This window comes from Flavobacterium branchiarum (genome assembly GCF_030409845.1).
In the GTDB taxonomy this organism is placed as follows: Bacteria; Bacteroidota; Bacteroidia; order Flavobacteriales; family Flavobacteriaceae; genus Flavobacterium; species Flavobacterium branchiarum.
This window is the reverse complement of the sequence record NZ_JAUFQQ010000003.1, coordinates 1,074,761-1,100,249: the sequence shown is the minus strand read 5'-3', so window position 1 is coordinate 1,100,249 and position 25,489 is coordinate 1,074,761. Positions and strand designations below refer to the sequence as shown.

At 32.5% G+C, this 25,489-nt stretch carries 20 protein-coding genes, 1 tRNA gene and 1 pseudogene; 16 read left to right on the top strand and 6 right to left on the bottom strand.

Features of this window, described 5'->3' with window-relative positions; all coding sequences use genetic code 11:
- Window positions 1–165 precede the first annotated feature (165 nt).
- From QWY99_RS05505 to QWY99_RS05495, 3 genes are all read left to right on the top strand, one after another.
- Window positions 166–606 (top strand): hypothetical protein, encoded by a 441-nt coding sequence (locus QWY99_RS05505; protein ID WP_290262499.1) that lies wholly within the window; start codon window positions 166–168, stop codon window positions 604–606.
- Between the two features lie 192 nt (window positions 607–798).
- Window positions 799–2,574: an AMP-dependent synthetase/ligase gene (locus QWY99_RS05500; protein ID WP_290262496.1), complete on the top strand. Its 1,776-nt coding sequence runs from the start codon at window positions 799–801 to the stop codon at window positions 2,572–2,574.
- A gap of 362 nt (window positions 2,575–2,936) precedes the next feature.
- Window positions 2,937–3,167, top strand: a complete 231-nt coding sequence (locus tag QWY99_RS05495; RefSeq protein ID WP_290262494.1) for an alpha/beta hydrolase family protein — start codon at window positions 2,937–2,939, stop codon at window positions 3,165–3,167.
- A 55-nt stretch (window positions 3,168–3,222) separates the two neighbouring features.
- Here QWY99_RS05495 and QWY99_RS05490 read toward each other — a convergent pair whose 3' ends face one another.
- Together QWY99_RS05490 and QWY99_RS05485 are read right to left on the bottom strand one after the other, a co-directional pair.
- Entirely contained in the window at window positions 3,223–5,463 is a 2,241-nt protein-coding gene (locus tag QWY99_RS05490) for a hypothetical protein (protein WP_290262492.1), read from the bottom strand.
- A gap of 85 nt (window positions 5,464–5,548) precedes the next feature.
- Window positions 5,549–5,665 (bottom strand) — tRNA-OTHER (locus tag QWY99_RS05485).
- Window positions 5,666–5,897: 232 nt separating this feature from the next.
- Between QWY99_RS05485 and QWY99_RS05480 the strand changes: the two genes are divergently transcribed.
- From QWY99_RS05480 to QWY99_RS05455, 6 genes are all read left to right on the top strand, one after another.
- A complete protein-coding gene (locus tag QWY99_RS05480) occupies window positions 5,898–7,307 on the top strand; it encodes a hypothetical protein (protein WP_290262490.1) in 1,410 nt (469 codons plus the stop codon).
- A gap of 18 nt (window positions 7,308–7,325) precedes the next feature.
- Window positions 7,326–7,748, top strand: a complete 423-nt coding sequence (locus tag QWY99_RS05475; RefSeq protein ID WP_290262489.1) for a hypothetical protein — start codon at window positions 7,326–7,328, stop codon at window positions 7,746–7,748.
- 16 nt (window positions 7,749–7,764) lie between these two features.
- Window positions 7,765–8,175, top strand: a complete 411-nt coding sequence (locus QWY99_RS05470; protein ID WP_290262486.1) for a hypothetical protein — start codon at window positions 7,765–7,767, stop codon at window positions 8,173–8,175.
- A gap of 85 nt (window positions 8,176–8,260) precedes the next feature.
- Window positions 8,261–8,674 carry a hypothetical protein gene (locus QWY99_RS05465; RefSeq protein ID WP_290262483.1) on the top strand — a complete coding sequence of 138 codons (414 nt, stop codon included), beginning with the start codon at window positions 8,261–8,263 and terminating at the stop codon, window positions 8,672–8,674.
- Between the two features lie 5 nt (window positions 8,675–8,679).
- Entirely contained in the window at window positions 8,680–9,078 is a 399-nt protein-coding gene (locus QWY99_RS05460; RefSeq protein ID WP_290262481.1) for a hypothetical protein, read from the top strand.
- A gap of 158 nt (window positions 9,079–9,236) precedes the next feature.
- Complete coding sequence (locus QWY99_RS05455; RefSeq protein WP_290262480.1) at window positions 9,237–9,716, top strand: hypothetical protein; 480 nt, start codon at window positions 9,237–9,239, stop codon at window positions 9,714–9,716.
- A gap of 153 nt (window positions 9,717–9,869) precedes the next feature.
- Here QWY99_RS05455 and QWY99_RS05450 read toward each other — a convergent pair whose 3' ends face one another.
- From QWY99_RS05450 to QWY99_RS05440, 3 genes are all read right to left on the bottom strand, one after another.
- Window positions 9,870–10,151 (bottom strand): hypothetical protein, encoded by a 282-nt coding sequence (locus QWY99_RS05450; protein WP_290262478.1) that lies wholly within the window; start codon window positions 10,149–10,151, stop codon window positions 9,870–9,872.
- Between the two features lie 340 nt (window positions 10,152–10,491).
- Window positions 10,492–11,376 (bottom strand): pepsin/retropepsin-like aspartic protease family protein, encoded by an 885-nt coding sequence (locus QWY99_RS05445; protein WP_290262475.1) that lies wholly within the window; start codon window positions 11,374–11,376, stop codon window positions 10,492–10,494.
- Between the two features lie 824 nt (window positions 11,377–12,200).
- A complete protein-coding gene (locus tag QWY99_RS05440) occupies window positions 12,201–13,622 on the bottom strand; it encodes an RtcB family protein (RefSeq protein ID WP_290262473.1) in 1,422 nt (473 codons plus the stop codon).
- Window positions 13,623–14,024: 402 nt separating this feature from the next.
- Between QWY99_RS05440 and QWY99_RS05435 the strand changes: the two genes are divergently transcribed.
- From QWY99_RS05435 to QWY99_RS05410, 6 genes and pseudogenes are all read left to right on the top strand, one after another.
- Window positions 14,025–15,038 (top strand): helix-turn-helix transcriptional regulator, encoded by a 1,014-nt coding sequence (locus QWY99_RS05435; protein ID WP_290262470.1) that lies wholly within the window; start codon window positions 14,025–14,027, stop codon window positions 15,036–15,038.
- Between the two features lie 339 nt (window positions 15,039–15,377).
- A complete protein-coding gene (locus tag QWY99_RS05430) occupies window positions 15,378–15,845 on the top strand; it encodes a MarR family winged helix-turn-helix transcriptional regulator (RefSeq protein ID WP_290262468.1) in 468 nt (155 codons plus the stop codon).
- Window positions 15,829–18,219, top strand: coding sequence for a 3-hydroxyacyl-CoA dehydrogenase/enoyl-CoA hydratase family protein (locus QWY99_RS05425; protein ID WP_290262465.1), 2,391 nt, complete (start codon window positions 15,829–15,831; stop codon window positions 18,217–18,219). The genes QWY99_RS05430 and QWY99_RS05425 overlap by 17 nt, the downstream gene beginning before the upstream one ends.
- A gap of 180 nt (window positions 18,220–18,399) precedes the next feature.
- Window positions 18,400–19,581, top strand: coding sequence for a thiolase family protein (locus tag QWY99_RS05420; protein ID WP_290262463.1), 1,182 nt, complete (start codon window positions 18,400–18,402; stop codon window positions 19,579–19,581).
- Between the two features lie 187 nt (window positions 19,582–19,768).
- Window positions 19,769–20,068 (top strand): annotated as a pseudogene (locus tag QWY99_RS05415) (four helix bundle protein).
- Between the two features lie 108 nt (window positions 20,069–20,176).
- Entirely contained in the window at window positions 20,177–21,982 is a 1,806-nt protein-coding gene (locus QWY99_RS05410; RefSeq protein ID WP_290262462.1) for an acyl-CoA dehydrogenase FadE, read from the top strand.
- Window positions 21,983–22,060: 78 nt separating this feature from the next.
- Here the strand turns inward: QWY99_RS05410 and QWY99_RS05405 are convergent, their stop codons facing one another.
- Window positions 22,061–24,070, bottom strand: a complete 2,010-nt coding sequence (locus QWY99_RS05405) for a BCCT family transporter (RefSeq protein WP_290262460.1) — start codon at window positions 24,068–24,070, stop codon at window positions 22,061–22,063.
- A gap of 267 nt (window positions 24,071–24,337) precedes the next feature.
- On the opposite strand from QWY99_RS05405, the gene QWY99_RS05400 reads away from it, so the two are divergent.
- A complete protein-coding gene (locus QWY99_RS05400) occupies window positions 24,338–25,432 on the top strand; it encodes a glycoside hydrolase family 18 protein (protein WP_290262456.1) in 1,095 nt (364 codons plus the stop codon).
- The last annotated feature ends 57 nt before the right edge of the window (window positions 25,433–25,489 follow it).

The window sequence follows — 25,489 nt, the reverse complement described above, 5'->3', positions numbered from 1 at the left end:
TTAATTTTCAATACTTCTCTTTTTTAACACCAAAAAGATAAAATTAGTAAACTGATTTTATCTTCTTTTTTGAGATGATTTTATTAGTTTTGCCCTCCGTACAAAAAATACCACAATTTATTGTACATCAAAAGCAAATAAAATTACATCCTAAATACTTTATTAATGAAAATTAAAAACCTACTTTTTATTACACTCTTGCTTTGTTTAACTAACGTTTATTCCCAAATAAAAACTAGTAAAATAATTGCCAAAAATCAAGAACGCTTCATCACTACAACTATTGCTTATCCTATCGCTGGAATTTATCATTATGTTGGAGAAAAAGAACCTATTACGCAACTAAATGCTAATGGTACTGGCATTTATCAGAATGAAGATCTTATTAAAAAAAATATCACTTGGGGAATCGAATCTTCGCAGACAGGAATTCCAATATTTAAAGAAGGATTTGATAGTTCTTCTTATTCCCTTTGGTATAAAACCGATGATAAAGAAGATAGTGAATGGGTTTATGCACAATTCTCAATTCATTTCAATAAAAAGAAAATGTTCATTTCGGGAGAAAGAGTAAAAGAATATGCTGAAGAGGTAAAGAAATCATAAACGGCAACTACAAGCAAAAACAGCATTATTACATTGCATGTTAACTACATAAATATTATAAAAATATACTGCACAAAGAAAACGATTTCGTAATTTAAGTTCAATAAAATTAAAGTTTCAATATTTAATTTATTAAAAATAAAAATTAACGATAAATTTTACTAATTTGCAATAAAATTCAATCTAAACGCCATGGTTACAATTACGAGACTTTTTGATTTTCCTTATTATCAGAAAGAAAAATACAACAAAAAAGATGCTTTAGTAACCAAACGTAATGGTGTTTGGGAGAAAACTTCTACTGAAGAATATATTGCAAAATCTAATGCTATTTCTCGTGCGCTATTGCGAATGGGAATTCAGAAAGATGATAAAATTGCCTTAATTACTTCAAATAACAGAACCGAGTGGCATATCATGGATATTGGTATTTTACAAACTGGTGCACAAACCGTTCCTGTCTACCCTACTATATCTGAGGAAGATTACGAATATGTTTTAAACCATAGTGGTAGTAGTTATTGTTTTGTTTCTGATAAAGAAGTATTAAACAAAGTATTGGCTATCAAACAAAATGTACCTACGCTAAAAGATGTTTTTACTTTTGATGAAATAGCTGGTGCCAAAAACTGGTCTCTTTTATTGACTGAAGGGGCAGACGAAAGCAATCAAAGCGAAGTTGAAGCTAGAAAAGATAGTATTGCTACAGATGATTTAGCCACAATTATATATACATCAGGAACAACTGGACGTCCTAAAGGAGTGATGCTTTCGCACAAAAATATTGTTTCAAATGTTTTAGATAGTGCTCCTAGAATTCCTTTTGAACCAGGTCTGAGTATCGCATTAAGCTTCCTTCCTATTTGTCACATTTTTGAAAGAATGGTATTATACATTTATCAATATTATGGCATTTCGGTATATTTTGGAGAATCTATTGATAAGTTAAGTGATAACTTAAAAGAAGTTAGACCAAATGTAATTACGGCTGTTCCTAGACTTCTTGAAAAAGTATACGATAAAATTTATGCTAAAGGGGGAGAATTAACTGGCGTAAAAAAGAAATTATTTTTCTGGGCTATTGATTTAGGCCTAAGATACGAACCAAACGGAGCCAATGGCTTTTGGTATGAGTTTCAATTAAAAATAGCACGTAAATTAATTTTCAGTAAATGGAAAGAAGGTTTAGGTGGAAATATCGATTTAATGGTTTCTGGAAGTGCAGCTTTACAACCAAGATTAACACGCGTTTTTGCAGCTGCTGGAATCCCAGTTATGGAAGGATACGGACTATCTGAAACTTCGCCTGTAATATCTGTAAATGATACTAGAAATAGAGGTTTCAAAATTGGAACTGTTGGAAAACCAATCCAGAATGTAGAGGTTAAAATTGCCGAAGATGGTGAAATTCTTTGCAAAGGACCTAACGTAATGTTGGGCTACTACAAAGATCCAGAAAAAACGGCTGAAGCATTACAAGATGGTTATTTCCATACGGGAGATATCGGTGAAATTGATAGCGAAGGTTTCCTTAAAATCACAGATCGTAAAAAAGAAATGTTCAAAACTTCGGGAGGTAAATACATTGCCCCTCAGATGATTGAAAACATGATGAAACAATCTCGTTTTATCGAACAAATTATGGTGATCGGTGAAGGCGAAAAAATGCCAGCTGCTTTTATTCAACCAAACTTTGAGTTTGTAAAAGAATGGGCTAAAATTCACAAAATAGATTTAGGAGATTCTAATAATGATATCATTACAAACGTACAAGTTATCAAACGTGTCAATGAAGAAGTTGATAGTGTAAATGAAAAATTTGGACATTGGGAAAAAATCAAACGTTTTGAACTTACTCCTGATGTTTGGTCTATCGACGGTGGACAATTAACTCCAACTTTAAAACTGAAACGTAAAATAATCAAAGAAATTTACGCTCCTCTTTATAAGAAAATCTACGGCGAATAAAATACAATCGCCACATTACATAACACAGATTCAGCCGTTTATTAGTTTAGCGAATAGATAAACAACTAGAAATCTGACATTAAACTCAAATTCCACTTATTAATACCTATTAATTCGTGGAATTTGTTGCGTAAACACCGTTTGGTATTAATTAAAAATGACATTTAACGAATCAATAAGATAACTTGTGGAGTAGCAAGATTTTTTTGTTTCATTTTTTTTAACCACAATCTTGTCCTTCTGAAGAACGAAGAATCTCCTCAAGAAACTAACGCAAAGTATTCTTAGATTGTCGAGCTACTAAGTTCGATTACTTCGTCTGTTTGCTATCGCTCAGGTCTCTGTTCCTCAGAAGGGCAAATTTGGAATCAAAATTAAAGACTATTACAGTTCCTACGCTCGCAATTGGTTCTAAATATGACACAATGGATCCTGAACATATGAAATGGATTGCTAACGAGGTTCAGAACGGACGCTTTTTGTTTTGCCCTAACGGAAGTCACCTTTCACAATATGATGACCCTAAACATTACTTTCCTGGCGTTATTCAATTCCTGAAGGATGTTGATAATGGCACTTTTAAAAAAGAATAAACTTCGATTATAAATAAACGAAAAACCACGAACTAGATATTCGTGGTTTTATCTTTTAATCTATTAATAATTGGGTAACTGCTGCCGAATTAATAGCCCATTGTGCATCATAAACCTCATCAGCATCTGTTGTTTCTACAATTTCTAAACCTTGCGCTTCCGCTTTAAGAACTAACAAATTACCTATATTTAATTTACTACTCAATTTAGACAATAAGGCTTTTACTCCTTTGTAATCTAATCCTTGAACTACTTGTCCTCCAAAGGTCATTTCTAACCAAATAATTTCTTTTTTGGCCACATCCAAAACTCCAAAAACTAATCCTTTTGCAGCATTTTGCGTCACTCTCACTTGATGATCTACGCAAGATGGATCATAAGCAACTCCTGTACTTTCGGATATTTTCATAGGATGCTTACTATTCATCCAACCTACAATTAAATTCGGACTTATATTCCCATTACTATATGCGTTGCATGTAAAGGTTACAAACTTAGCATTTGCTTTCGCCAATTCATTAATATCTATGTTGATATATTCAGCAGTTCCTATTTTGTTCGGAATACTTCTGATATCTCCACTATGTTTACACCCTACGGTTTCTAATCGGCTAAAAGAGCATATATCCGCACTATTTTGATAGGCAATATGACAGCTTAAATCCATATCCAAATGTTGTGCAGGCAAATCTTTCCCCCATTGCATAAACAATCGCACTTCGTTACCTTCAATCGGAAAACGAGTTCCCATTAAAGCAACTGGTAAATCCTGAACCGTTTCGCTTCTATCCCCTATTGCAACAGGAATATTAAACAATTGCGGATCGATATAAATTGTTTTATTAGTATTAGCAATAGAAGCAAATCTTTTCTTCATCGCTAAAATACACACCTCTTCGATTTGCTTTTTCATAGCATCCAATTGTTCCGCAGTATATAATGACAATAAACGATTTGGCTCAATTCTTTTAGAAGTACCTCCTAATGGTTTCACACTTCTTTGGATGCTTGGGTCAAAATAATTCTGAGCATACATATTCAATGTAAAAACCAAACGTGATGGTACTTTATCAATGATTTCATTAAAATGTGTAATCGTTTCATCAGCTCCAAACCAAAGCATATTCGAAAATAAAGAACGAGCAAATAATCCTGGTCGCTGTTTTAGCAAAGCAAAAGTTTTATCTGCATCTAATTTCAAACGAAAATGATTCAGATTCCCTTGCCATACTTCGTACGTTTGGTTATAAAAAACATCCAATAGAACCGCTAATTTTTCGAAACCTTTTCTTTTACTATATTCTGCCAAACGCAATGCTCGTATAAAACGAATCCACATTCCTCTTTTCGGATGCATGATTTCACAAGCAACTTCGGTACTCATTTCTAGAGTATTCAACCAATTAGCCACCATCATACCTTCTTTTCTAGAATATTTAAGTTTCAAACTCTCTTTGGCAGTAAGCTTAGATTTGGCACTATTATCCAAATGATTAACCAAATGCTGATTATTTTTTTCAGCTCTTTGTACAATAGTCTTTGGATCTACAATTTGTAATAAATTGGTTTTCTTGTACCATAAATATCTCAAAATATCCGTTGGCGATTTAAAATATTGTGCTGCTTTATCGGCTTGGTCTTCTTCAATTAATGCATCAATAACAAGCATTAAAGTTTCTTTCATAGCAATAGCAACTTCTGGCAATGATAAATAAGTAATCAATCCTTTTAGACTTTCTACCTGAGTAGCATCTAAAGCTGTTTTAGATGTTAATAGCGAAACAAAAAAATCATTCAATTCTTTTTCCGACCATAATTCTAAAACCTTTAATTTACTTCCTTGTCCGAACTTTTCAATCTCACCAAACTCAAATGGAGTTCCACAAAAAGGGCAACCATTATAGCGCTCTAACGGAAAAGTACCATTAGGAATAACATGACCACATTGCAAAGTAACTCCTTTACTAGACTTAAAAATATTGGCAAACAACGTAGCAATATGATCTACAATAGATTCTCCTGTAGGAACATCCCATTTTTTTACCAATGGTGTCCAGTTTTTATCTGTACCCAAAACCGATTGTAAAGTCGATAAAATAGTAACTTTATAAGTTGGAGTAACATTATTTAATTCTTGTAATAATTCTTCCGAAAAAGTAAATCCTAACTTTAAAACATTAGCTACCAACATTGCTGTTGACTCAGACAAAGTTTTAGAATCACCTACCACTACATCTTTAGGAATATAAATTGCATTTTGGCGTAAACTGATTTGTAATAGTGTTTTTGTTTTCATTTTTTGATATTTAATAATTAGATAATTGTGTTTCTGGTTCTATCTAAAAGGGTTTTGAAATAAGAAACACTTGACCTTAATTTTGTGGAGCAGGTGGGAATCGAACCCACGACCTGGGCGTTACAAAAGCGTGAAGTAAGTTAAGATTGACCTTTTAGGTAATTTCAAAACTAACCTGCTCTAACCGCTGAGCTACTGCCCCATTTTATTATAAATGTATTAATCGGTAATTGTTTAAGTATATCTTGATGGTTATTGAAGTAACTTAAACTTGACCTGATTATTCCATTATTTTATTTAAAAGAACGTGTCTTTAATTTCTTAAGCAAATATTCAAATTAAAGTACGCAATTATCTTGCGTAGATCTTTTTTTTAATAAATTTTTCATTTAATTAAATTAAAATTCTTACATTGTTATCTCAAAATCAACAATATGAGAAAAAATACTTATAAAATTTTAAATTATTGCTTGTCTTTTCTTGTTCTTTTTACTTTTGTTTGCTCCTGTAGCACTGAAGAAACTGTATCAAGTCAAACCTTAGATGTTCAAACTTGGTTTGAAAAGTACGAAGCTGAAAGCCCAAATTTTGATCTATTTCAAAATTTAGAATACAATTGGAGTCAAGCCAAAATAACAACCTCAGAAGATGGGACTGAAACCATTATTGTTCCTATCGTTGAACGCAAAAGAAATTCATCAGAAATTTGGAAACAAAATTTGTATCTTTATAAGATAAGTGAAAATAATTATGAAGCATTAATCTTTGAGATATTTCCCGATAAAAACTCAAAAAATAGTAGTCAATCAATAGATGGTGGCGATTTTAATGGATACATTAGCTCTTGGGATTTGAAAAATGGTTTTATAAAAGCGGCTCAATTTGAGAACAATAAAGTTGTTCAAGAAGGAATAGTAGCAATGGTATCATCTGCCAGTTACAATGAACAAAGCAAAATGGTAGCCAGCCCTTGTTCTCTTTGTCTTGATGAAGAAGAGCCCAAAGGAGGAGGAGGAAGTAGTAGTTCTCCTGCTATACCGCTTAGAGATGTTGTAATTACGTCTCCATCATCACCACCAACGTTTCCTCCTATGACCTATATCCCTCGAGGCCCCTCATATGGTGGTGTGACTAATCCGTCTGAATATACAAATCCTCCTCGTGGTGGCGGTGGTGGTGGTTCAAGTTCAATCGGGAATACTGAAAACCCTTGCAATACAGCCAAAACTACAACAACGAATGCAAAAAGCCCTGCTTATCTATCTGCTAAAAGCAACATTGTTGAGGCTAGTACAGATGGACTTGAACATAGTATTACTCTAGGTAAAGATGCCCAGGGTAATATAACCCAAGCACCTATGAATAACGGAGGAAACAGTGCTGTAAAAGTAAACACAAATTGGTCAGGCGCTTTTGCAGCTATTCATAATCATCCCAATAGCTCACCATTATCTACAGGAGATATATATGCTGCTGTAACATTAAATACAAATAATAGTAACTTTAAAACTTCGTATATTATAACGGGTGGAGAAACTTATGCGATTGTCGTTACAGATTTAGATGCTGCTAAAGCATTTACAGTAGCTTATCCTGCAGATATATCCCCTATTTATCCCCCTGAATTTCCTAATGTAATTTTTGATAAATTACAAGAATTAGTAAATGATATGGGATCAAGTACCCTAGGGAAGACTAATGCGATAGCTTACATTTTAGACCAATTAAATTCAGGCATAATCTTAATGAAACAAGATTCTAATGGGCAATTTAACCCAATAAAAAACAAAGAAACGAAACTATCAAATGGCACTTCAAGTTATACTGCCATTCCTTGTAATTAATAAATAAATTTAAAAATCATGAAAAACACAATAAAAACATTTGCAATTTTATTTTTACTTATAACCTACAGTTGCAAAGCGCAGCAAATGGTACAAACACCTAACGATGCAATTAAATTGAAAATAAATGAAAAACAATTTCTTAATAAACCATTGAAAAATTTGTTAGCACAAATAAAGCCTGAAATAAAAATGGCTTTTGGCACACTAGAAATACCTTCCTATTTTTCTTTTAGGTTTATAAGCTCAGAAGAACTAAAACAAAAAGCAAAAGGAAGAAAGCTTATTGGTTTATATGTATATGTAAAGGAAGATATTAAAGAATGGAATAATGGTACAAGACCAAAAGAAAAAGAATTTATATGGACAAAAGAAGACCTCGAAAAATATGGCAACTTTACTGTAGTTAGAATCAAAGTTATTGAAAGGATAGAAGATTAAAAAACTTTATTTATAAATGAAAAACACAATAAAAACATTCGCAATTCTATTCTTACTTCTAAGTTATGGTTGTAAAGCACAACAAATGGTACAAATACCTAACGACATATATAAATTAAAGATAAATGAACAGCTGTTTCTCAACAAACCTTTAAAAGACTTGTTGAAAGAAATAAAACCAGAAATAAAACTTGTTATAGGCACCGTAGATTATCCTTCTTATTTTTCTTTCTACTTTATAAGTCGTGAAGAATTAAATAAAAAACCAGATGGAAGTACTTTAAGATTATACGTATATGTAAAAGAGCCTTTAGACTGGAATTTCGATAAAAGACCTAAAGGAAAAGAATACCAATGGACAGAAGAAGATCTAGAAAAGTATGGTAATTTAACTGTAACTCGAATTAGGGTCGGTGGTAAAGAATAAATAACTAGCGCTTTAAATATTTAAAATCCTCAAGTTCTATAGATTTGGGGAGTCTAAATGTATTTAAAAAAACTTTTGTTTACAAATGAAAAACACAATAGAAACATTCGCAATTCTATTCTTACTTCTAAGTTATGGTTGTAAAGCACAACAAATGGTTCAAACTCCTAACGAGGCATATAAATTAAAGGAAAATGAGCAGCAATTCCTTAATAAACCATTGAAAAATTTGTTAGCACAAATAAAGCCTGAAATAAAATTTATCTTAGGTACAGTTGATTACCCATCTTATTTTTCTTTTAGATTCATAACCCGTGAAGAATTGAGTCGAAAATCAATAGACGAAAAAACATTAGGACTGTATGTATATGTGAAAGAACCTTTAGACTGGAATTTTGATAAAAGGCCAAAAGGAAAAGAATATCAATGGACAAAAGAAGATGTTGAAAAATATGGAAATCTTACTGTAATTCGTATCAAAGTTATTGGTAAAGATTAAAGATTATGAGAAATACAATAAAAACATTCGCAGTTCTATTCTTGCTTTTAAATTATTGTTGTAAAGCACAACAAATAAAAAAAGACTCTCTTTTTTTCGAATATGACAGTAACTATATTCTGAACTTTGTTGAAGCACCTAAGGATTACTATTTAAAAGATAGTAGTGGTGGCAGTAAAGGAACTTTTTTCTTTAAAGAAGTAAACGTTACTAATAATTTAAAAAACAAAAATACATTATGTTTAAAAAAGTTTATCAGAGCGTCTAACTTTTATGATAAAAAAGAAAAACTACAGGATTATAAACTTACAGGATATTTTGATCAATACGTCATTTTTCTAGTACGCAAAAAAGGTAAAAACACAGAATATATTCAGGTTGAACCATTTTTTTCGATTGAATAATAAAGGAACAATATTTTACTTAGGATTGGTGTTTCTATATTGATAAAAAAAAAGATTCAGAAAAGATTATAAATCTTGATATTTTGAAAATTAAAAAAACTAGCTATAAATATTTTAATTAGGAATGATTTTTATAATGGTTCAAAAATTGTAATTAAATGAAAAATAAAATTAGCATACTCATGATTTTAGTGTTTGGTGTAATAACAGCACAAACAAATAAAACTTCTTATGATATGTTTTATAGTGGTGATGAAAATTATAATAAACCAATTAAACATGTCTTTTTTGATGAATTAAAGGGAGACAAAAAAATAAAAGAGGGTACTAAAATATATTTCCATATGGAGGGAGAGTCTTTTCTTTTTGATTCTAAAACAAATAAAACTAAGCCCCTAAGTCATGAAAATTTCAAAAAATATCATTTAGAAGATCCCAAGAATCTAGCTGATAATGAATATTCATATTTCAAAAAAAAAATAAGTGAGTTTCAAAAAGGAACTAAAACAAAAACTCCTTTGTCTAATGCAATGCCAATATCTAGAAGTCACAAATACTTTAAAGTATATGTAATAGAAAAAACGGAGGGAAATGTTTTTCTTAAATATGATGTAGATTGGATATATTCAACATTTTAATTTAAGTATAATAAAGACGATGAATTACATTCAATAGTTATACTAGCCTCATATTATCCTATTGAAAGGAGTTAAAACGGTAATAAAAAACATCTAAAACAAAAAAAGCGCCCTGATATCGGGACGCTTTAATGTAGATTGAAATAGTGAAATTTAGGATGCTTTTAAAGCACTTTCCATAAAAGCTTTATGAATTTCATTATCTGAAAATGGAGATAAAGCTGTTGCTAAATTTCTGCTGGTTCTTAAGCAGCTAAACATTTTTCGCCTTAAATCGAGGTCATTTCCATACTCTGTATCGAGTAATATTTCGAAAATTTCCTGTAAATAAAAAGGCTGTTCCCTAAAATCTCCTTCTAACCATACATTAGATAGGAAATTAACCATGGATGGAATTACATCCTGATTTGATACTTCATGATTTTCTTTTTGCATCTCTGAAAATATTAGGTACACGAAACCCACGATCGGTTGTGCAAAAACATTCCAAGGAATGAGATTAGGGCTATCACTAGCACCGTCAACGTAACGTGGGTTCGTTTATGTTAAGTTAAAAATTTTTAAGATTTTCTCCTTGGTATAATGTTTTTGCTTAGCAAACTTACAACTAAATCTTAAAAAAACCTATAAAAATTAATGCAAATTCTTACTTAATAATTATTTCGATACTAAATTTGAACTAAATTATTGATATTTTTCAAAAATAGAATAATTATGGAGATTAGCAAAGTTAGATGAAAATTAAACTTTCCTCTAGCGTTTATAAAATACAATGTTATATTCCACTTTTCTTCATATCAATATATTCTACATTATAAAGTTTGTTCTTTTTTAAATAAACAATGTTATTTTGGAAATCAAAAATTGTGTTAAACCTTTTCAGAACTTCATTTCCTAAAATATGAATATTTACACCTTTTAATGGTTTGTACGATGTCAACTTTTGAATTGGAACATTTTTGAGTTCATAATCTCCAATTATAAGCTTTTCTAAGTTAGAGGTAATAACAGGAATTTCGTTTCCTTGAGCTCCTTTCATAATAACTCGTTTAATCTCTTTCATTTTTTCTATGGGAAACTTTTCTGCATTCAACAAATCATTGTCAAGCATTGCGGTTCTCTGGTAGCCTGTATCAAAAAGAAACCTATCTTTAATTTCGATTCCGCTTTGCGAAATAATACTTTCTACCGAAAAAACATTATCAAAAAATTTGATGGCGAGTTTTGTATATGCATCGTCTTTCAATACATATTTTGGTATTTCTGAATGAACGATGATGATGTTCTTATCATAATTAAGTTCAACTACTTTGTCCTTAAAAAAATCCCAACCAAATCTTCCGTCTGTATCGTGCCCTGATAATTGAGCATCATAAACTTTTGTTTGGTAATTTGTTTTTCCAATTTTTAAGTTATAGAAAGTACTATAGAGTTTTATTTCAGAATTTAATCTGTTTTTTAAAACATCATTAGTCAAAATCAATTCGGATGTTCCTGTATCAAAATTTAAATTTAAAGTGTCTTTTTTATTAAAAACTGCTTTGACATAAATTGTATTCTGATTATTGATTATAAACGGAATTGTATCATTTACAACGTTTTTAGCAAAAGAACTATTAATAAGAAACAACAATACAATGCTCGAAAAAAAGTACTTCATCTTTGGTTATTTAATCATTCGTGAAAATGTTCTGATAAAAATATAGAAAACGAACAGTAAAACAACATTTGAAGTTTTAAATCTTAGTTTTCCGTTGATATATTTTCTTTCACGCAGATTTAAAAAAGGTTTAAGCAAGCTCTGTAGAATGATTAGTTATTGATACTGCTTTTCACAAAGGTGCTAAAACGCAAAGTTTTTTTGCTTGTATATCTTTGAAACTTTCCTACTTTGTGTCTTTACATCTCTGAAGCTTCATTTATTGAGACTGTTTCTCGCAAAGACGCTGAGGCGCAAAGTTTTTTTGCTTGTATATCTTTGAAACTTTCCTACTTTGTGTCTTTACATCTCTGAAGCTTCATTATTGAGACTGTTTCTCGCAAAGACACTGAGGCGCAAAGTTTTTTTAGCTTTTGTACCTTTAAACCTTTCCTCCTTTGTGTCTTTGAAGCTTTGTGTCTCTGAAGCTTCATTTATTGAGACTGTTTCTCGCAAAGACGCTGTGACGCTAAGTTTTTTTAGCTTGCATGCCTTTGAAACTCTGAAGCTTCATTATTGAGACTGTTTCTCGCAAAGATACAGAAACGCAAAGTTTTCCCAACTTATATGTCTTTGTACCTTTGAAACTTTGTGTCTTTGAGCCTTTGCTCCTTTGAAGCTTTGTGTCTCTGAAGCTTCATTTATTGAGACTGTTTTTCGCAAAGACGCTGAGACGCAAAGTTTTTCTACATTTCCTACCTTTGAACCTCTGTAACTCTGAACCTATGAGCCTTTGCTCCTCTGAAGCTTTGAACCTTTGCAACTAAAAAATCTGTTAGGTTTGCTTAATCTTCTCTACTTCCATCATCAGCCATTCTGACCATTTTTGGTGTGAACTTCGCTACGACATCTACTAAATCTTGTTGTGCTGCCATTACTTGGTTGATATCTTTATAAGCCATTGGCGCTTCATCTAAACCTGCACCAATAAGAGTTACACCGTGATCTGTTAGAATTTGTTGCATCTCGCTTTTGGTGATTTTTTTAATAGCTTGTGTTCGGCTCATTTGTCTTCCTGCACCATGCGAGGCTGAGTTTATTGCATTCTCTTCTCCTTTTCCTCTCACCAAAAATCCTGGTGCTGTCATACTTCCTGGAATTATTCCCATAACTCCTTTTCCTGCTGGTGTTGCCCCTTTTCTATGCACAATTACTTCTTCGCCATTCCAGATTTCTTTCCAAGCAAAATTATGGTGGTTTTCAACTTTAGCTAGAACAACTGCTCCCAAAGCTTTTTCCATTTTGCTGTGAATAATCTCATGACAAGCCGAAGCGTAATCTCCTGCAAGATTCATTGCAATCCAATATTCTTGTCCCAATTGCGAATTCATATCTAAATACGCTAAGTTTTTGGCAACATCTGGAAGTTTACAAACGTCTTTAGCCATCTTTGTATAATGCCCTGCTAGTGTTGCTCCCATTCCTCTGGATCCTGAATGCGTTAAAAGAGCCACATATTTACCTTTCGGGATATTCAAAATAGCATCGTCTTGTGCAAATTCCATAATTCCGAATTCTACAAAGTGGTTTCCTCCTCCCGAAGATCCTAATTGTGACCACGCTTTATCTTTAAGATTTTTCACAAATGGACTCATATTAAAAGCTTCATTACTTAAAACAGCATGATCTGCTTTATACTGCCCGTGGAAACCGTGTCCTGCTCCAAATTTAGAATGCGCGATTAATTCTCTTTTAAATTTATCCTCATTTTCAAAGTAATAGCCTTCTGGAATATCATAAACTGATAACGCCATTCTGCAACCAATATCAACACCAACTCCATAGGGAATAACTGCGTTTTTGGTTGCTAAAACACCTCCAATTGGCAAACCATAACCTTGATGCGCATCGGGCATTAAAGCTCCCGCAACTGTAACAGGTAATTGCATTGCAACTTCCATTTGTTTTCTGGCTCCATCCTCTATATGTTCTAATCCGTAAGCCGAATAGGTATCGGGGTTTAGATTTAAAGCTATAAAATCTTCTGGTTTTTCATTTGCTTTTTCGATTAAAGCAATAGCTAGTTTACTAAAAATAGCATCCTCAATATAATTATCTGGAGTTTCTAAAACGCTTTTAAATTTAGCAATCATTGCGTCTCTTGTAAATCCGTTTCTTTTGCTGTTTATTTTTAAAGCAACTCCAATTGCTTCCCCTTGCGGAAATCCTAATTCTATTAATTCAAATCCGTTGATTTGTGTTTTCATAATTCCTATTTTAAAATTAAACAATTTGTGTTGTTTTATTTCTTGAGCAAATATTCAAATCTTACTACGCAATAATTTTGCGCACTAAAAAAAGAATATTATTTTTGAGTAAACTACTTAAATGTATTTTAAAAAAAATATACCGAATAGCTTATTAACACAGGCTTTGAATAAAAAGAAGTCCAGCAGAATTGGTTAAACCTTAAAATACTACATCTAAAGTAAAAGAAAATAATTTTATTCGCTTTTAAAAAACTGATTTTGATTCGTTATCAATTTTGCGTGAAGGATGGAAACGGCATCCTTTTTTGTGTTATCCTGACAGAGGAAGGATCTCACAAAAAAGATACAGTGTACAGCCTGACCCGCTTTTTCAGCGGGACACGCCCAAAAAACAAAACTATGTCACAAAATAAAAATGCACTGATTCGCTATAAAACAATCGATAAGTGCTTGCAGAACCAATATCGAACTTGGACGCTCGATGATTTAATTGAGGCTTGTTCGGATGCTTTATTTGAATTTGAGGGCAGAGAAAATCCGGTTAGCAAACGCACCATACAAATGGATATTCAACTGATGCGTAGCGAAAAACTCGGATACAATGCTCCTATTGTTGTTTATGATAAGAAATTTTACAAATACGATGAGGAGGGTTTTTCGATTACCAATATTCCGCTAACAGAAACGGATATGAATGTCTTAACAGAAACAGTTTCTATGCTAAAACAATTTAAGGATTTCTCTTTGTTTAGTGATGTTTCGGATATTCTGCAGCGCTTGGAAGATAAAATCTATTCGGAGAAATCACATACCAATTCGGTTATTTATCTGGATAAAAATGAGAATCTAAAAGGATTGCATTATCTAGACGAAATTTATCAAGCCATTATAAAAAAAATTGTGCTTGTTATTACCTATAAATCTTTTAAATCGAGAGAGGAACAACAGTTTAATTTTCATCCTTTGATTCTGAAGGAGTTCAACAATCGTTGGTTTTTGGTTGGGAAAAAGAAATCGAAGGCTCCGATTACGAATTTAGCCCTTGATCGAATTATAAAAATCGATTATGATTTTAACCTTCCTTATATAGATGAAAATTTTGATGCCGAAGCTTTTTATAAAGATGTTGTTGGCGTTACCGTTAATGAAGGCATGGAGGCTCGAACTATAAAACTTTGGGTTGACCGAGAAAATGCTCCGTATGTTATAACTAAGCCATTACACAATTCGCAAAAAATAGAAAAAGAGAATGAAGACGGTAGCATTATCATTTCATTAAAACTTAAAATTAATTACGAAATAGAACGGGTACTTTTAGGTTTTGGTGACGGATTGGAAGTGTTAAGCCCTAGTAAATTGCGAACCCGAATTAAAGATAAACTCAAGAACGCTTACCATAAATACAAGGATTAATTATTGTTATATTCAAATAGGAGATTTACAAAGCAAGAAACTACGATATGAAATCCTAAATTACTGATTTGGTGTAATTTTTAAAATATTCTAATAACCAGAGTTTTAAAAAAAAATGTATATTACATTCAAAAATAAAGAACTTAATCTACTCTGTTTCAGAGAGATTTTTTAACTAACCAAAAAATATTTTTTGAAATACTATGCATGCATAATATTTTTTTATTATATTTGAAATCGATATAGTTGCCAATAACCGAATTCGATTTAAATTAATGTAAAAGATACTGTTGAAATGTATTTCTCATTAAAATTAAATAATCAAATACAATCTACAAAATGAAAGAAAAGACTATAGATTATATTTTACGAGCAACCTGGCAAGCCGTATCAAGGATGTACAATGAAGAGGCTGCAAAATATGATGCAACAATGGCTACTGGTTTTGCCTTATTAAGTATCGATAAAGAAGAAGGCACCCCATCGACGGCATTAGGTCCTAGAATGGGAATGGAAGCTACTAGCTTAACCAGAACGCTTAAATCTATGGAAGAAAAAGGATTGATTGTTCGCAAGAAAAATCCAACCGATGGTCGAGGTGTTTTGATCTACTTGACTGATTTTGGAAAAGAAAAAAGAGATTTATCTAAAAATACTGTCTTGAAATTTAATGAAACGGTTAGAAACCATGTTTCGGAAGAAAAATTAAAACATTTTATTGAGGTCTCAGAAATCATAAATGAATTAATACAAGATAAAAATATATTTAATCAAACAGAAAAAATTGAAAATGAAACGCACAATTAAAAAAATTGCCGTAATCGGATCCGGAATTATGGGTTCAGGAATAGCTTGTCATTTTGCTAACATTGGTGTTGAAGTTTTACTCCTTGACATCATTCCTCGTGAGTTAACAGAGGCTGAAACTAAAAAAGGCTTAACTCTAGAAAGCAAAGCCGTAAGAAACAGAATTGTAAATGAACATCTTACTAACTCATTAAAATCTAAGCCATCTCCTATTTACAGTCAGAAATTTGCTAGCCGAATCACGACTGGAAATACAACCGATGATATGGCTAAAATTGCCAATGTTGATTGGATTATTGAAGTTGTTGTGGAACGTCTTGATATTAAAAAACTTGTTTTTGAACAAATTGAGAAATTCCGTAAACCAGGAACTTTAGTAACATCTAACACATCTGGTATTCCGATTCATTTTATGAGCGAAGGAAGAAGCGAAGACTTTCAACAACATTTCTGCGGGACACACTTTTTTAACCCTGCGCGTTACTTAAAATTATTTGAAATTATTCCTGGTCCAAAAACGTCTACTGAGGTATTGGATTTCTTAAATGAATATGGCTCTAAGTTTTTAGGAAAAACTTCGGTTGTTGCTAAAGACACTCCTGCTTTTATCGGAAACAGAATTGGTATTTATGGTATTCAAAGTTTGTTTCATTTGGTTAAAGAAATGGGATTAACGATTGAAGAAGTTGATAAATTGACTGGTCCAGTAATTGGTCGCCCAAAATCAGCTACTTTCCGTACTGTCGATGTGGTAGGTTTAGATACTTTGGTACACGTTGCCAACGGTATTTACGAAAACTGCCCAACCGATGAACAACACGAATTATTTAAACTTCCTGATTTCATCACAAAAATGATGGAGAACAATTGGTTAGGAAGTAAAACAGGTCAAGGTTTCTACAAAAAAGTAGATAAAGATATCCTTACTCTTGATTTAGACACTTTAGAATATCGTGCTGCTAAAAAAGCAAATTTTGCTACTCTTGAACTAACTAAAACTATCGATAAACCGATCAATCGTTTTAAAGTTTTGGTAAAAGGAAAAGACAAAGCTGGTGAATTTTACCGCAAAAGTTTTACTGGTATGTTTGCTTACGTTTCTAACAGAATTCCTGAAATAGCAGACGAATTATATAAAATTGACGATGCTATGAAAGCTGGTTTCGGATGGGAAAATGGTCCTTTCGAAATTTGGGATGCAATTGGTGTCGAAAACGGAATCGAAATCATGAAAGCCGAAGGTTTAGCTCCTGCTGCTTGGGTAAATGACATGATCGCTTCTGGTAGCAAAAGCTTTTATTCTGTAAAAGAAGGTGCAACGTACTTTTATAACATTCCAACAAAATCACAAACTAAAGTTCCGGGACAAGATGCTTTTATCATCCTTAACAACATTCGCGAAAGCAAAAAAGTTTGGAGCAATAGTGGTGCTATAATACAAGATTTAGGAGACGGAATTTTAAACTTAGAATTCCAATCTAAAATGAATACAATTGGAGGCGATGTTCTTCAAGCAATTAACAAAGCAATTGACTTATCTGAAAAAGAATATCAAGGTTTAGTTATTGGTAATCAAGCAGCGAATTTCTCTGTAGGTGCTAATATCGGAATGATTTTCATGATGGCAGTAGAACAAGAATATGATGAGTTGAATATGGCTATCAAAATGTTTCAAGACACTATGATGCGCGTTCGTTACTCTGGTATTCCTGTTGTAGTTGCTCCTCACGGAATGACTTTTGGTGGTGGTTGCGAAATGAGCTTACATGCTGATAAGGTAGTAGCTGCAGCTGAAACGTATATGGGATTGGTTGAATTTGGTGTTGGTGTACTTCCTGGTGGTGGTGGATCTAAAGAAATGGCTTTAAGAGCTTCTGATTTATTCCGCAAAAATGATGTGGAATTAAATGTACTTCAAGAATATTTCTTAACTATCGCTATGGCGAAAGTATCTACTTCTGGTTATGAAGCGTTTGACACTGGACTTTTACAACACGGTAAAGATATTATTGTTGTAAACAAAGACCGTCAGATTGCTGAAGCTAAGAAACATGCTTTATTAATGGCCGAAGCGGGTTACACACAACCAATTAGAAGAACTGACGTGAAAGTATTAGGAAAACAAGCCCTTGGAATGTTCTTAGTTGGAACGGACCAAATGGAAGCTGGAAAATACATCTCTGAACACGATAAAAAAATCGCTAACAAATTAGCTTACGTTATGGCTGGTGGTGATTTATCTGAAGCAACATTAGTTTCTGAACAATATTTATTAGATATCGAACGTGAAGCTTTCTTGAGTTTATGTACAGAACGTAAAACATTGGAAAGAATTCAGTACATGTTAACTAAAGGGAAACCACTTCGTAATTAGAAAATAGATAAAAGAAGAAAGAAGCAAGAGAAAAGATAAAACTCTGTTTTGAGATTTTGCTCCTTTCTTCTAATAAATCTTTAAAAAATAGAATAAAGAGAAAAGAATATAGATTTTGAGACAAAGTAACAGTCTATTTTCTATGATCTATTTTCTATAATCTTAAAAAAACAAAAACAAATGAAAACAGCATATATAGTAAAAGCTTACCGTACTGCAGTAGGAAAGGCACCAAAAGGAGTTTTTAGATTTAAAAGACCTGATGAATTAGCTGCAGAAACCATTCAGTATATGATGAATGAATTGCCTGATTTTGATAAAAAACGTATCGATGATGTTATGGTAGGTAATGCCATGCCAGAAGCTGAACAAGGTTTAAACGTGGGGCGTTTAATTTCTCTTATGGGATTAAAAGTAGAAGATGTTCCTGGTGTAACTGTAAACCGTTACTGTGCATCTGGATTAGAAACTATCGGAATGGCAACGGCTAAAATCCAATCTGGAATGGCAGATTGTATCATTGCTGGTGGTGCCGAAAGTATGAGTTTTATTCCGATGGGTGGTTACAAACCAACTCCTGATTATAAACTTGCTTCTGAAGGACATGAAGATTACTACTGGGGAATGGGATTAACTGCCGAAGCGGTTGCTAAACAATATAACATTTCGAGAGAAGATCAAGATGAATTTGCTTATCACTCTCATATGAAAGCCTTAAAAGCACAAGCTGAAGGTAAATTTGATAAACAAATTGTTCCAATTACTGTTGAACAAACTTTTATCAATGAAAATGGTAAAAAAGAAACAAAAACATACGTTGTAAACAAAGACGAAGGGCCACGTGCAGGAACTTCTAAAGAAGCTTTAGCGGGATTAAGACCTGTTTTTGCTGCTGACGGAAGTGTTACTGCTGGTAACTCATCTCAAATGAGTGACGGTGCTGCTTTTGTTTTAATCATGAGCGAGGATATGGTAAAAGAATTAAACCTTGAGCCAATTGCTAGATTAGTAAACTTTGCTTCTTCGGGTGTTGAACCTAGAATCATGGGTATTGGTCCGGTAAAAGCAATTCCGAAAGCCTTAAAACAAGCAGGATTGCAATTAAAAGATATTGATTTAGTTGAATTAAACGAGGCTTTTGCTTCACAATCATTAGCTGTTGTTCGTGAATTAGGAATAAATCCTGATATCGTAAACGTAAATGGTGGAGCTATCGCATTAGGACACCCTCTAGGTTGTACAGGTGCTAAACTATCTGTACAATTATTCGACGAAATGAAACGCAGAGGTAGTAAATACGGAATCGTTTCAATGTGCGTAGGTACTGGACAGGGTTCTGCTGGAATTTACGAGGTGGTGTAGAGGAGAGAATATAGAATATAGAGAAGAGAAAATAGAGAATAGAGAATAGAGAAGAGAAAATAGATTTTTGAGAAGAAAGAAACAAGAATACTAGATTTTAACTTGAAACGAGATTTACAATTATTTTTTAAAAAAAATAGTAATAATCTTACTTTGTGAGATGATTTTCTTATCTTGACTCAAAAAAATGAGACACAATTATAAAAACTTGAAAATTTGGCAACTTGGTATTTCAATTGCTAATGAAATTTCCGATTTATTAATAGAGTTTCCGAAACATGAAAGATATGATTTAAGTTCTCAAATAAGTAGATGTTCTGTTTCAATGCCTAGTAATATTGCCGAAGGTTCTTCAAGAACCGATAAATCTTTCAGGCATTTTTTAGACATTTCTCTAGGTTCTTCATTTGAACTAATCACGCAATTACTAATTGCCAAGCATAGAAAATATATAAACGAAAAATAATTTAACCAATTAGAAATTTAAATAGAAGAGTTCCAAAGAATGACAATGGGTTTTCAAAACGGACTGAAATAAGTTCAATTAAAAATCTATTTTCTTTTCTCTATTTTCTTTTCTCAAAAAAAGAATAAAATGGCTGATACAATCCAAAAAGATGTTACACGAGGAGGACAATTCCTTGTTAAAGAAACTAAATGCGAAGATATCTTTACACCTGAAGATTTTTCGGAAGAGCAATTAATGATGCGTGACTCTGTAAAAGAATTTGTAGACAAAGAAATTTGGCCTAATAAAAATCGTTTCGAGAAAAAAGATTACGCATTTACTGAAGAAAGTATGCGTAAAGCTGGTGAACTAGGACTTTTAGGAGTTGCTGTTCCAGAAGAATACGGTGGATTAGGAATGGGATTCGTATCAACTATGTTGGTTTGTGATTACATATCAGGAGCGACAGGTTCTTTCTCAACAGCTTTTGGAGCACACACAGGAATTGGAACTATGCCAATCACTTTGTATGGTACCGAAGAACAAAAGAAAAAATACGTTCCTAAATTAGCTTCAGGTGAATGGTTTGGAGCTTATTGCTTGACTGAACCAGGAGCTGGTTCTGATGCAAACTCAGGAAAAACTAAAGCTGTTTTGTCTGAAGATGGTACACATTACAAAATTACAGGACAAAAAATGTGGATTTCTAACGCAGGGTTCTGTAGCGTATTTATCGTTTTTGCTCGTATTGGAGACGATAAGAACATTACTGGATTTATCGTAGAAAACACTGCAGATAATGGAATCTCGATGAATGAAGAAGAGCACAAATTAGGAATTCGTGCTTCATCTACACGTCAGGTTTTCTTTAATGATACCAAAGTTCCTGTTGAAAATATGCTTTCTGAAAGAGGAAATGGTTTCAAAATTGCAATGAACGCATTAAACGTTGGTCGTATTAAACTAGCTGCTGCTTGTCTTGATGCACAAAGAAGAGTTACTTCTGGTGCAGTAAAATACGCTAACGAAAGAATTCAATTTAATACTGCAATTTCTCAATTTGGAGCAATCCGTTCTAAATTGGCCGAAATGGCAACAAACTGCTACGCTGGAGAAAGTGCTTCTTACCGTGCAGCAAAAAATATCGAAGATCGAATTATCGCTCGTGAGGCTGAAGGTGCTACACACCAAGAAGCTGAATTAAAAGGTGTTGAAGAGTTTGCTATTGAGTGCTCTATCCTTAAAGTAGCGGTTTCTGAAGATGTTCAGAATTGTGCTGACGAAGGAATCCAAATTTTTGGAGGAATGGGATTCTCAGAAGATACTCCAATGGAAAGTGCTTGGAGAGATGCTAGAATTGCTCGTATCTACGAGGGAACAAACGAAATTAACAGAATGCTTTCTGTTGGAATGTTAATCAAAAAAGCCATGAAAGGGCACGTTGATTTATTAGGTCCAGCTATGAAAGTATCGGAAGAGTTAATGGGTATTCCATCTTTTGATACTCCAGATTTCTCAGAGTTATTTGCTGAAGAAAAAGGAATCATTACTAACTTGAAAAAAGTTTTCTTAATGGTTGCTGGAAGTGCAGTACAAAAATATGGTCCAGACTTAGATGCTCACCAACAATTGTTAATGGCTGCATCTGATATCTTAATCGAAATCTACATGGCAGAAAGTACTATTCTTAGAACTGAAAAATTAGCCAAAAAAGAAGGTGAAGCTAAAGTAGAAGAGCAAATTGCAATGGCAAAATTATACTTGTACAAAGCAGTAGATATTGTAAATCAAAAAGGAAAAGAAGGAATTATTTCTTTTGCTGAAGGTGATGAACAACGTATGATGTTAATGGGATTACGTCGTTTTACAAAATACACTAACATGCCAAATGTAGTTGCATTAAGAGAAACAATTACTTCAAAATTAGTTGCAGAAAACGAATACTGCTTCTAATATTAAAATAGTTTTTAGTCAATTTAATTTGTTCAAAACCGCAGCTGTCCCGAAAACACTGCGGTTTTATTTTTTTCATTAATTTGATTTCATAATTAAATCATTATCACGGTCAGAACCCAGATTTAAAAAGCGCTCATATTCTCTTAAAACATCTGAAATAATGCCATCTTTACTTAAATATTGAATATCATATCCCATTCTATGATCTCCAAAATAAGTAAAAGGGTGAAAAGAAATTTCAGAATCAATATCAGCCGTATTCTTTTCATTAATTAACGTCTCAGATATAGTGAGTGGCTGTGCCATTACACCATATTTAAAACTCCTCAATTCATCGTGTTTAATCTCTAATTCAATGGCATGTTTAGGAGTCGTAAAGAGATTAATATTTGCCTCAACATTATTATTCGCTAATTCAATTTTAAGCTCATTAAATGCTTTTTTTACAGTAGTATCAATAAATTTATGGACATCTTTCTTTTCAGAAAACGTAAGGATTTTTTCGAGATGCTCTTTCCAGTTATTATTGTTCCAGTTTAAACTACCATGCGAATATTTCTTTGCACTATATTCATTATCAGCAATAAGTGCTTTCCATAAATTGTAGCACAATAAAATCATTATAAGTCCAAAGGGCAAAGCAGTTATAAGGGTCATCGTTTGCAACGAAGCTAATCCACCTGTTCTTAATAAACTTAAAGCTAAAAGTGATAATAGAACTCCCCAAAAAACACTTTGCCATTTAGGAAAACTAGTCGCTCCTTTCGAAGCAATTCCATTCATTATAAAAATACCTGAATCTGCAGAAGTAATAAAAAAGACACATATAATTAGTAATGATAAGATATTTAAAAGTGTTGTTAAAGGAAAATAATTGAAAAAATTAAACAATAAAGTATCCGGATTACTTACTAATTGGCTTAAAGCTCCATTCGCAACATGTTCATCAATCCAAACAGCACTACTTCCAAAAACAGTCATCCATAAAAAATTGAAAAAAGCAGGAATAAATAAAACGGCTAAAATAAATTCTCTAATGGTTCTTCCTTTTGAAATTTTTGCAATAAATAAACCCACATAAGGCGCCCAAGAAATCCACCAAGCCCAATATAAAATCGTCCACTTAGAAAACCATTCTTGACTCCCCTTCTCATAAGCATACGTATTAAAAGTAAGAGAAATAAAATGACTAATATAATATCCTAAACCTTCTGTAAAAGTGCTTAAAATGTAAATTGATGGTCCAAAAATTAATACAAACAACATTAATAAAACAGCCAATATAATATTCAATTCACTTAGTTTCTTTACTCCTTTTCCTAAACCTGAAATTGCCGAAAGAACAGCGATTACCATAACTATTAATACAATAGCAATTTGATACTTAAAATCCGAATCAGGAATAATCTTAAGACTTACTAATCCTGCACATACCTGTACAACTCCAAATCCTAAAGTAGTTGTGATTCCGAAAAAAGTACTACACAAACCAAAAACATCAATAATATCACCAAATCTACCATGTATTTTATCCTTTAACATTGGGTAAAAACCACTTCTGATTGCAAGTGGTAAATTATGTCTGTAGGCAAAATAGCCCAAAGACAATCCAACAACACCATATATAGACCAAGCATGAAAACCCCAATGAAAGAAAGTATACAATTGCGCTTCTTTGGCCCGAAGATCTACAGCCAAATTAGCATTAGCAGGAGTTGCGTAATGGGACATTGTTTCACTTACTCCAAAATACATTAACCCAATTCCCATTCCAGCAGCAAAAAGCATGGCTACCCATGAAAAAAAAGAATAATCAGGTACCGAGTCGTCATTACCAAGTTTTATTTTTCCTAATTTACTAACTGCTAGCCCGAATAAAAAAAGCACAAAAACAGTTACTATTAATACGTACATCCAACTTAGATTTTTAAAAACTATCTCTTTAATAAAATTAAAAGCAACTTCAGCATCACTTGAGAAAAATCCACAGAATAACGAAATTGCAATAATTATTGTTAAACTCGGAAATGCAACAGATTTAGTGAAATTTGTTTTAAAGATACTAGAACTAGTTAATTTACTCATAATTAGATATATATATAAAAGGGTTAAATGCAAGATAAGGCTTTTAATTAAAAACCCAAAAAAACAATTATAACTACTTAATTATCAGGTTTTTAAAAAACAATTACATATACATAGAAATTGATTCAAAAAGTCTGCCCAATCGAAATAAAAAAACAACTAAATGAAAATCGATGTTTTAAAACTGATATTGAGAAAAAAAGTTCATTTTAAATATTCTATATTTAACATTCAAAAAAAACGTATTAAAAACTAAAAACTGTAAAAATGAAAAGATTAAAACCTATTGTTTTTTTCCTCTTATGCTGTTTTACCACAAACACATTTGCACAAGCAGCAAAAAAAATTGATGTCATTGCATACTACACTGGAGATGACAAACTTATTAACGAGTACGACATAAGTAAACTTACTCATATTATCTTTAGCTTCTGTCATTTAAAAAATGGCAAATTAAGCGTAGACACACCAAAGGACTCTATCACAATCAAACACTTAGTTGGATTAAAAAAAACGTATCCTAAGCTTAAAATCATGCTTTCGCTAGGTGGATGGGGAGGTTGCGAACCTTGCTCTGATGTTTTCTCTACCGCACAAGGAAGAAATGTTTTTGCAAAATCGGTAAAAGAAGTTAATGATTATTTTAAAACTGATGGTATAGATTTAGATTGGGAGTATCCTGCTATCGAAGGGCTACCTGGACATTTATATCAAGCTGCAGATAGACCAAACTTTACTGAACTTGTAATAGCATTACGTAAATCTTTAGGAAAAAAACACGAACTTAGTTTTGCTGCTGGAGGTTTTCAAAAATTCCTTGACGAATCTATCGAATGGAAAATTGTAATGCCACTAATAGACCGTGTAAATATAATGAGCTATGACTTAGTAAATGGATACTCAACTGTAACAGGACATCATGCTCCTTTATATGGCGGAACACCAGATGCTCAATCTACAGATAGAGCAGTAGAATATTTATTAAAATTAGGAATACCAGCTAGTAAATTAGTAATTGGAGGAGCATTTTATACTCGTATTTGGAAAGATGTTCCTAACGTAAATAATGGTTTATATCAACCAGGAGTACATATTGAAGGTGTTCCATTTAAAAATTATGCAACTGCTTTTACTGAAGCTAATGGATGGAAACATTTTTGGGACAATACCGCTAAAGCAAGTTATTGGTACAATGAAAAAGAAAAGGTGTTTGCTACAGGAGATGACATTCTATCTATAAAAGAAAAAACAGCTTATGCAATTTCTAAAAAACTTGGTGGTATCATGTTCTGGGAATTACCTCTAGACACTCCTAAAGGCGGAATGGTTGATGCTATATATGAGGTAAAAACAAAAAAATAAAATACCTTTAAATAAAAATGCGTTAACACTTTCTTGAATTGTTAACGCATTTTCTTC

What these genes read in the sequence shown, in the direction of transcription:
- QWY99_RS05455 (WP_290262480.1), top strand. Translation starts at nt 9,237, where the DNA reads ATGAAAAATAAAATTAGCATACTCATGATTTTAGTGTTTGGTGTAATA.
- QWY99_RS05475 (WP_290262489.1), top strand. Translation starts at nt 7,326, where the DNA reads ATGAAAAACACAATAAAAACATTTGCAATTTTATTTTTACTTATAACC.
- QWY99_RS05405 (WP_290262460.1), bottom strand. Translation starts at nt 24,070, where the DNA reads ATGAGTAAATTAACTAGTTCTAGTATCTTTAAAACAAATTTCACTAAA.
- QWY99_RS05465 (WP_290262483.1), top strand. Translation starts at nt 8,261, where the DNA reads ATGAAAAACACAATAGAAACATTCGCAATTCTATTCTTACTTCTAAGT.
- QWY99_RS05430 (WP_290262468.1), top strand. Translation starts at nt 15,378, where the DNA reads ATGAAAGAAAAGACTATAGATTATATTTTACGAGCAACCTGGCAAGCC.
- QWY99_RS05400 (WP_290262456.1), top strand. Translation starts at nt 24,338, where the DNA reads ATGAAAAGATTAAAACCTATTGTTTTTTTCCTCTTATGCTGTTTTACC.
- QWY99_RS05500 (WP_290262496.1), top strand. Translation starts at nt 799, where the DNA reads ATGGTTACAATTACGAGACTTTTTGATTTTCCTTATTATCAGAAAGAA.
- QWY99_RS05460 (WP_290262481.1), top strand. Translation starts at nt 8,680, where the DNA reads ATGAGAAATACAATAAAAACATTCGCAGTTCTATTCTTGCTTTTAAAT.
- QWY99_RS05410 (WP_290262462.1), top strand. Translation starts at nt 20,177, where the DNA reads ATGGCTGATACAATCCAAAAAGATGTTACACGAGGAGGACAATTCCTT.
- QWY99_RS05420 (WP_290262463.1), top strand. Translation starts at nt 18,400, where the DNA reads ATGAAAACAGCATATATAGTAAAAGCTTACCGTACTGCAGTAGGAAAG.
- QWY99_RS05440 (WP_290262473.1), bottom strand. Translation starts at nt 13,622, where the DNA reads ATGAAAACACAAATCAACGGATTTGAATTAATAGAATTAGGATTTCCG.
- QWY99_RS05425 (WP_290262465.1), top strand. Translation starts at nt 15,829, where the DNA reads ATGAAACGCACAATTAAAAAAATTGCCGTAATCGGATCCGGAATTATG.
- QWY99_RS05435 (WP_290262470.1), top strand. Translation starts at nt 14,025, where the DNA reads ATGTCACAAAATAAAAATGCACTGATTCGCTATAAAACAATCGATAAG.
- QWY99_RS05445 (WP_290262475.1), bottom strand. Translation starts at nt 11,376, where the DNA reads ATGAAGTACTTTTTTTCGAGCATTGTATTGTTGTTTCTTATTAATAGT.
- QWY99_RS05450 (WP_290262478.1), bottom strand. Translation starts at nt 10,151, where the DNA reads ATGCAAAAAGAAAATCATGAAGTATCAAATCAGGATGTAATTCCATCC.
- QWY99_RS05505 (WP_290262499.1), top strand. Translation starts at nt 166, where the DNA reads ATGAAAATTAAAAACCTACTTTTTATTACACTCTTGCTTTGTTTAACT.
- QWY99_RS05490 (WP_290262492.1), bottom strand. Translation starts at nt 5,463, where the DNA reads ATGAAAACAAAAACACTATTACAAATCAGTTTACGCCAAAATGCAATT.
- QWY99_RS05480 (WP_290262490.1), top strand. Translation starts at nt 5,898, where the DNA reads ATGAGAAAAAATACTTATAAAATTTTAAATTATTGCTTGTCTTTTCTT.
- QWY99_RS05470 (WP_290262486.1), top strand. Translation starts at nt 7,765, where the DNA reads ATGAAAAACACAATAAAAACATTCGCAATTCTATTCTTACTTCTAAGT.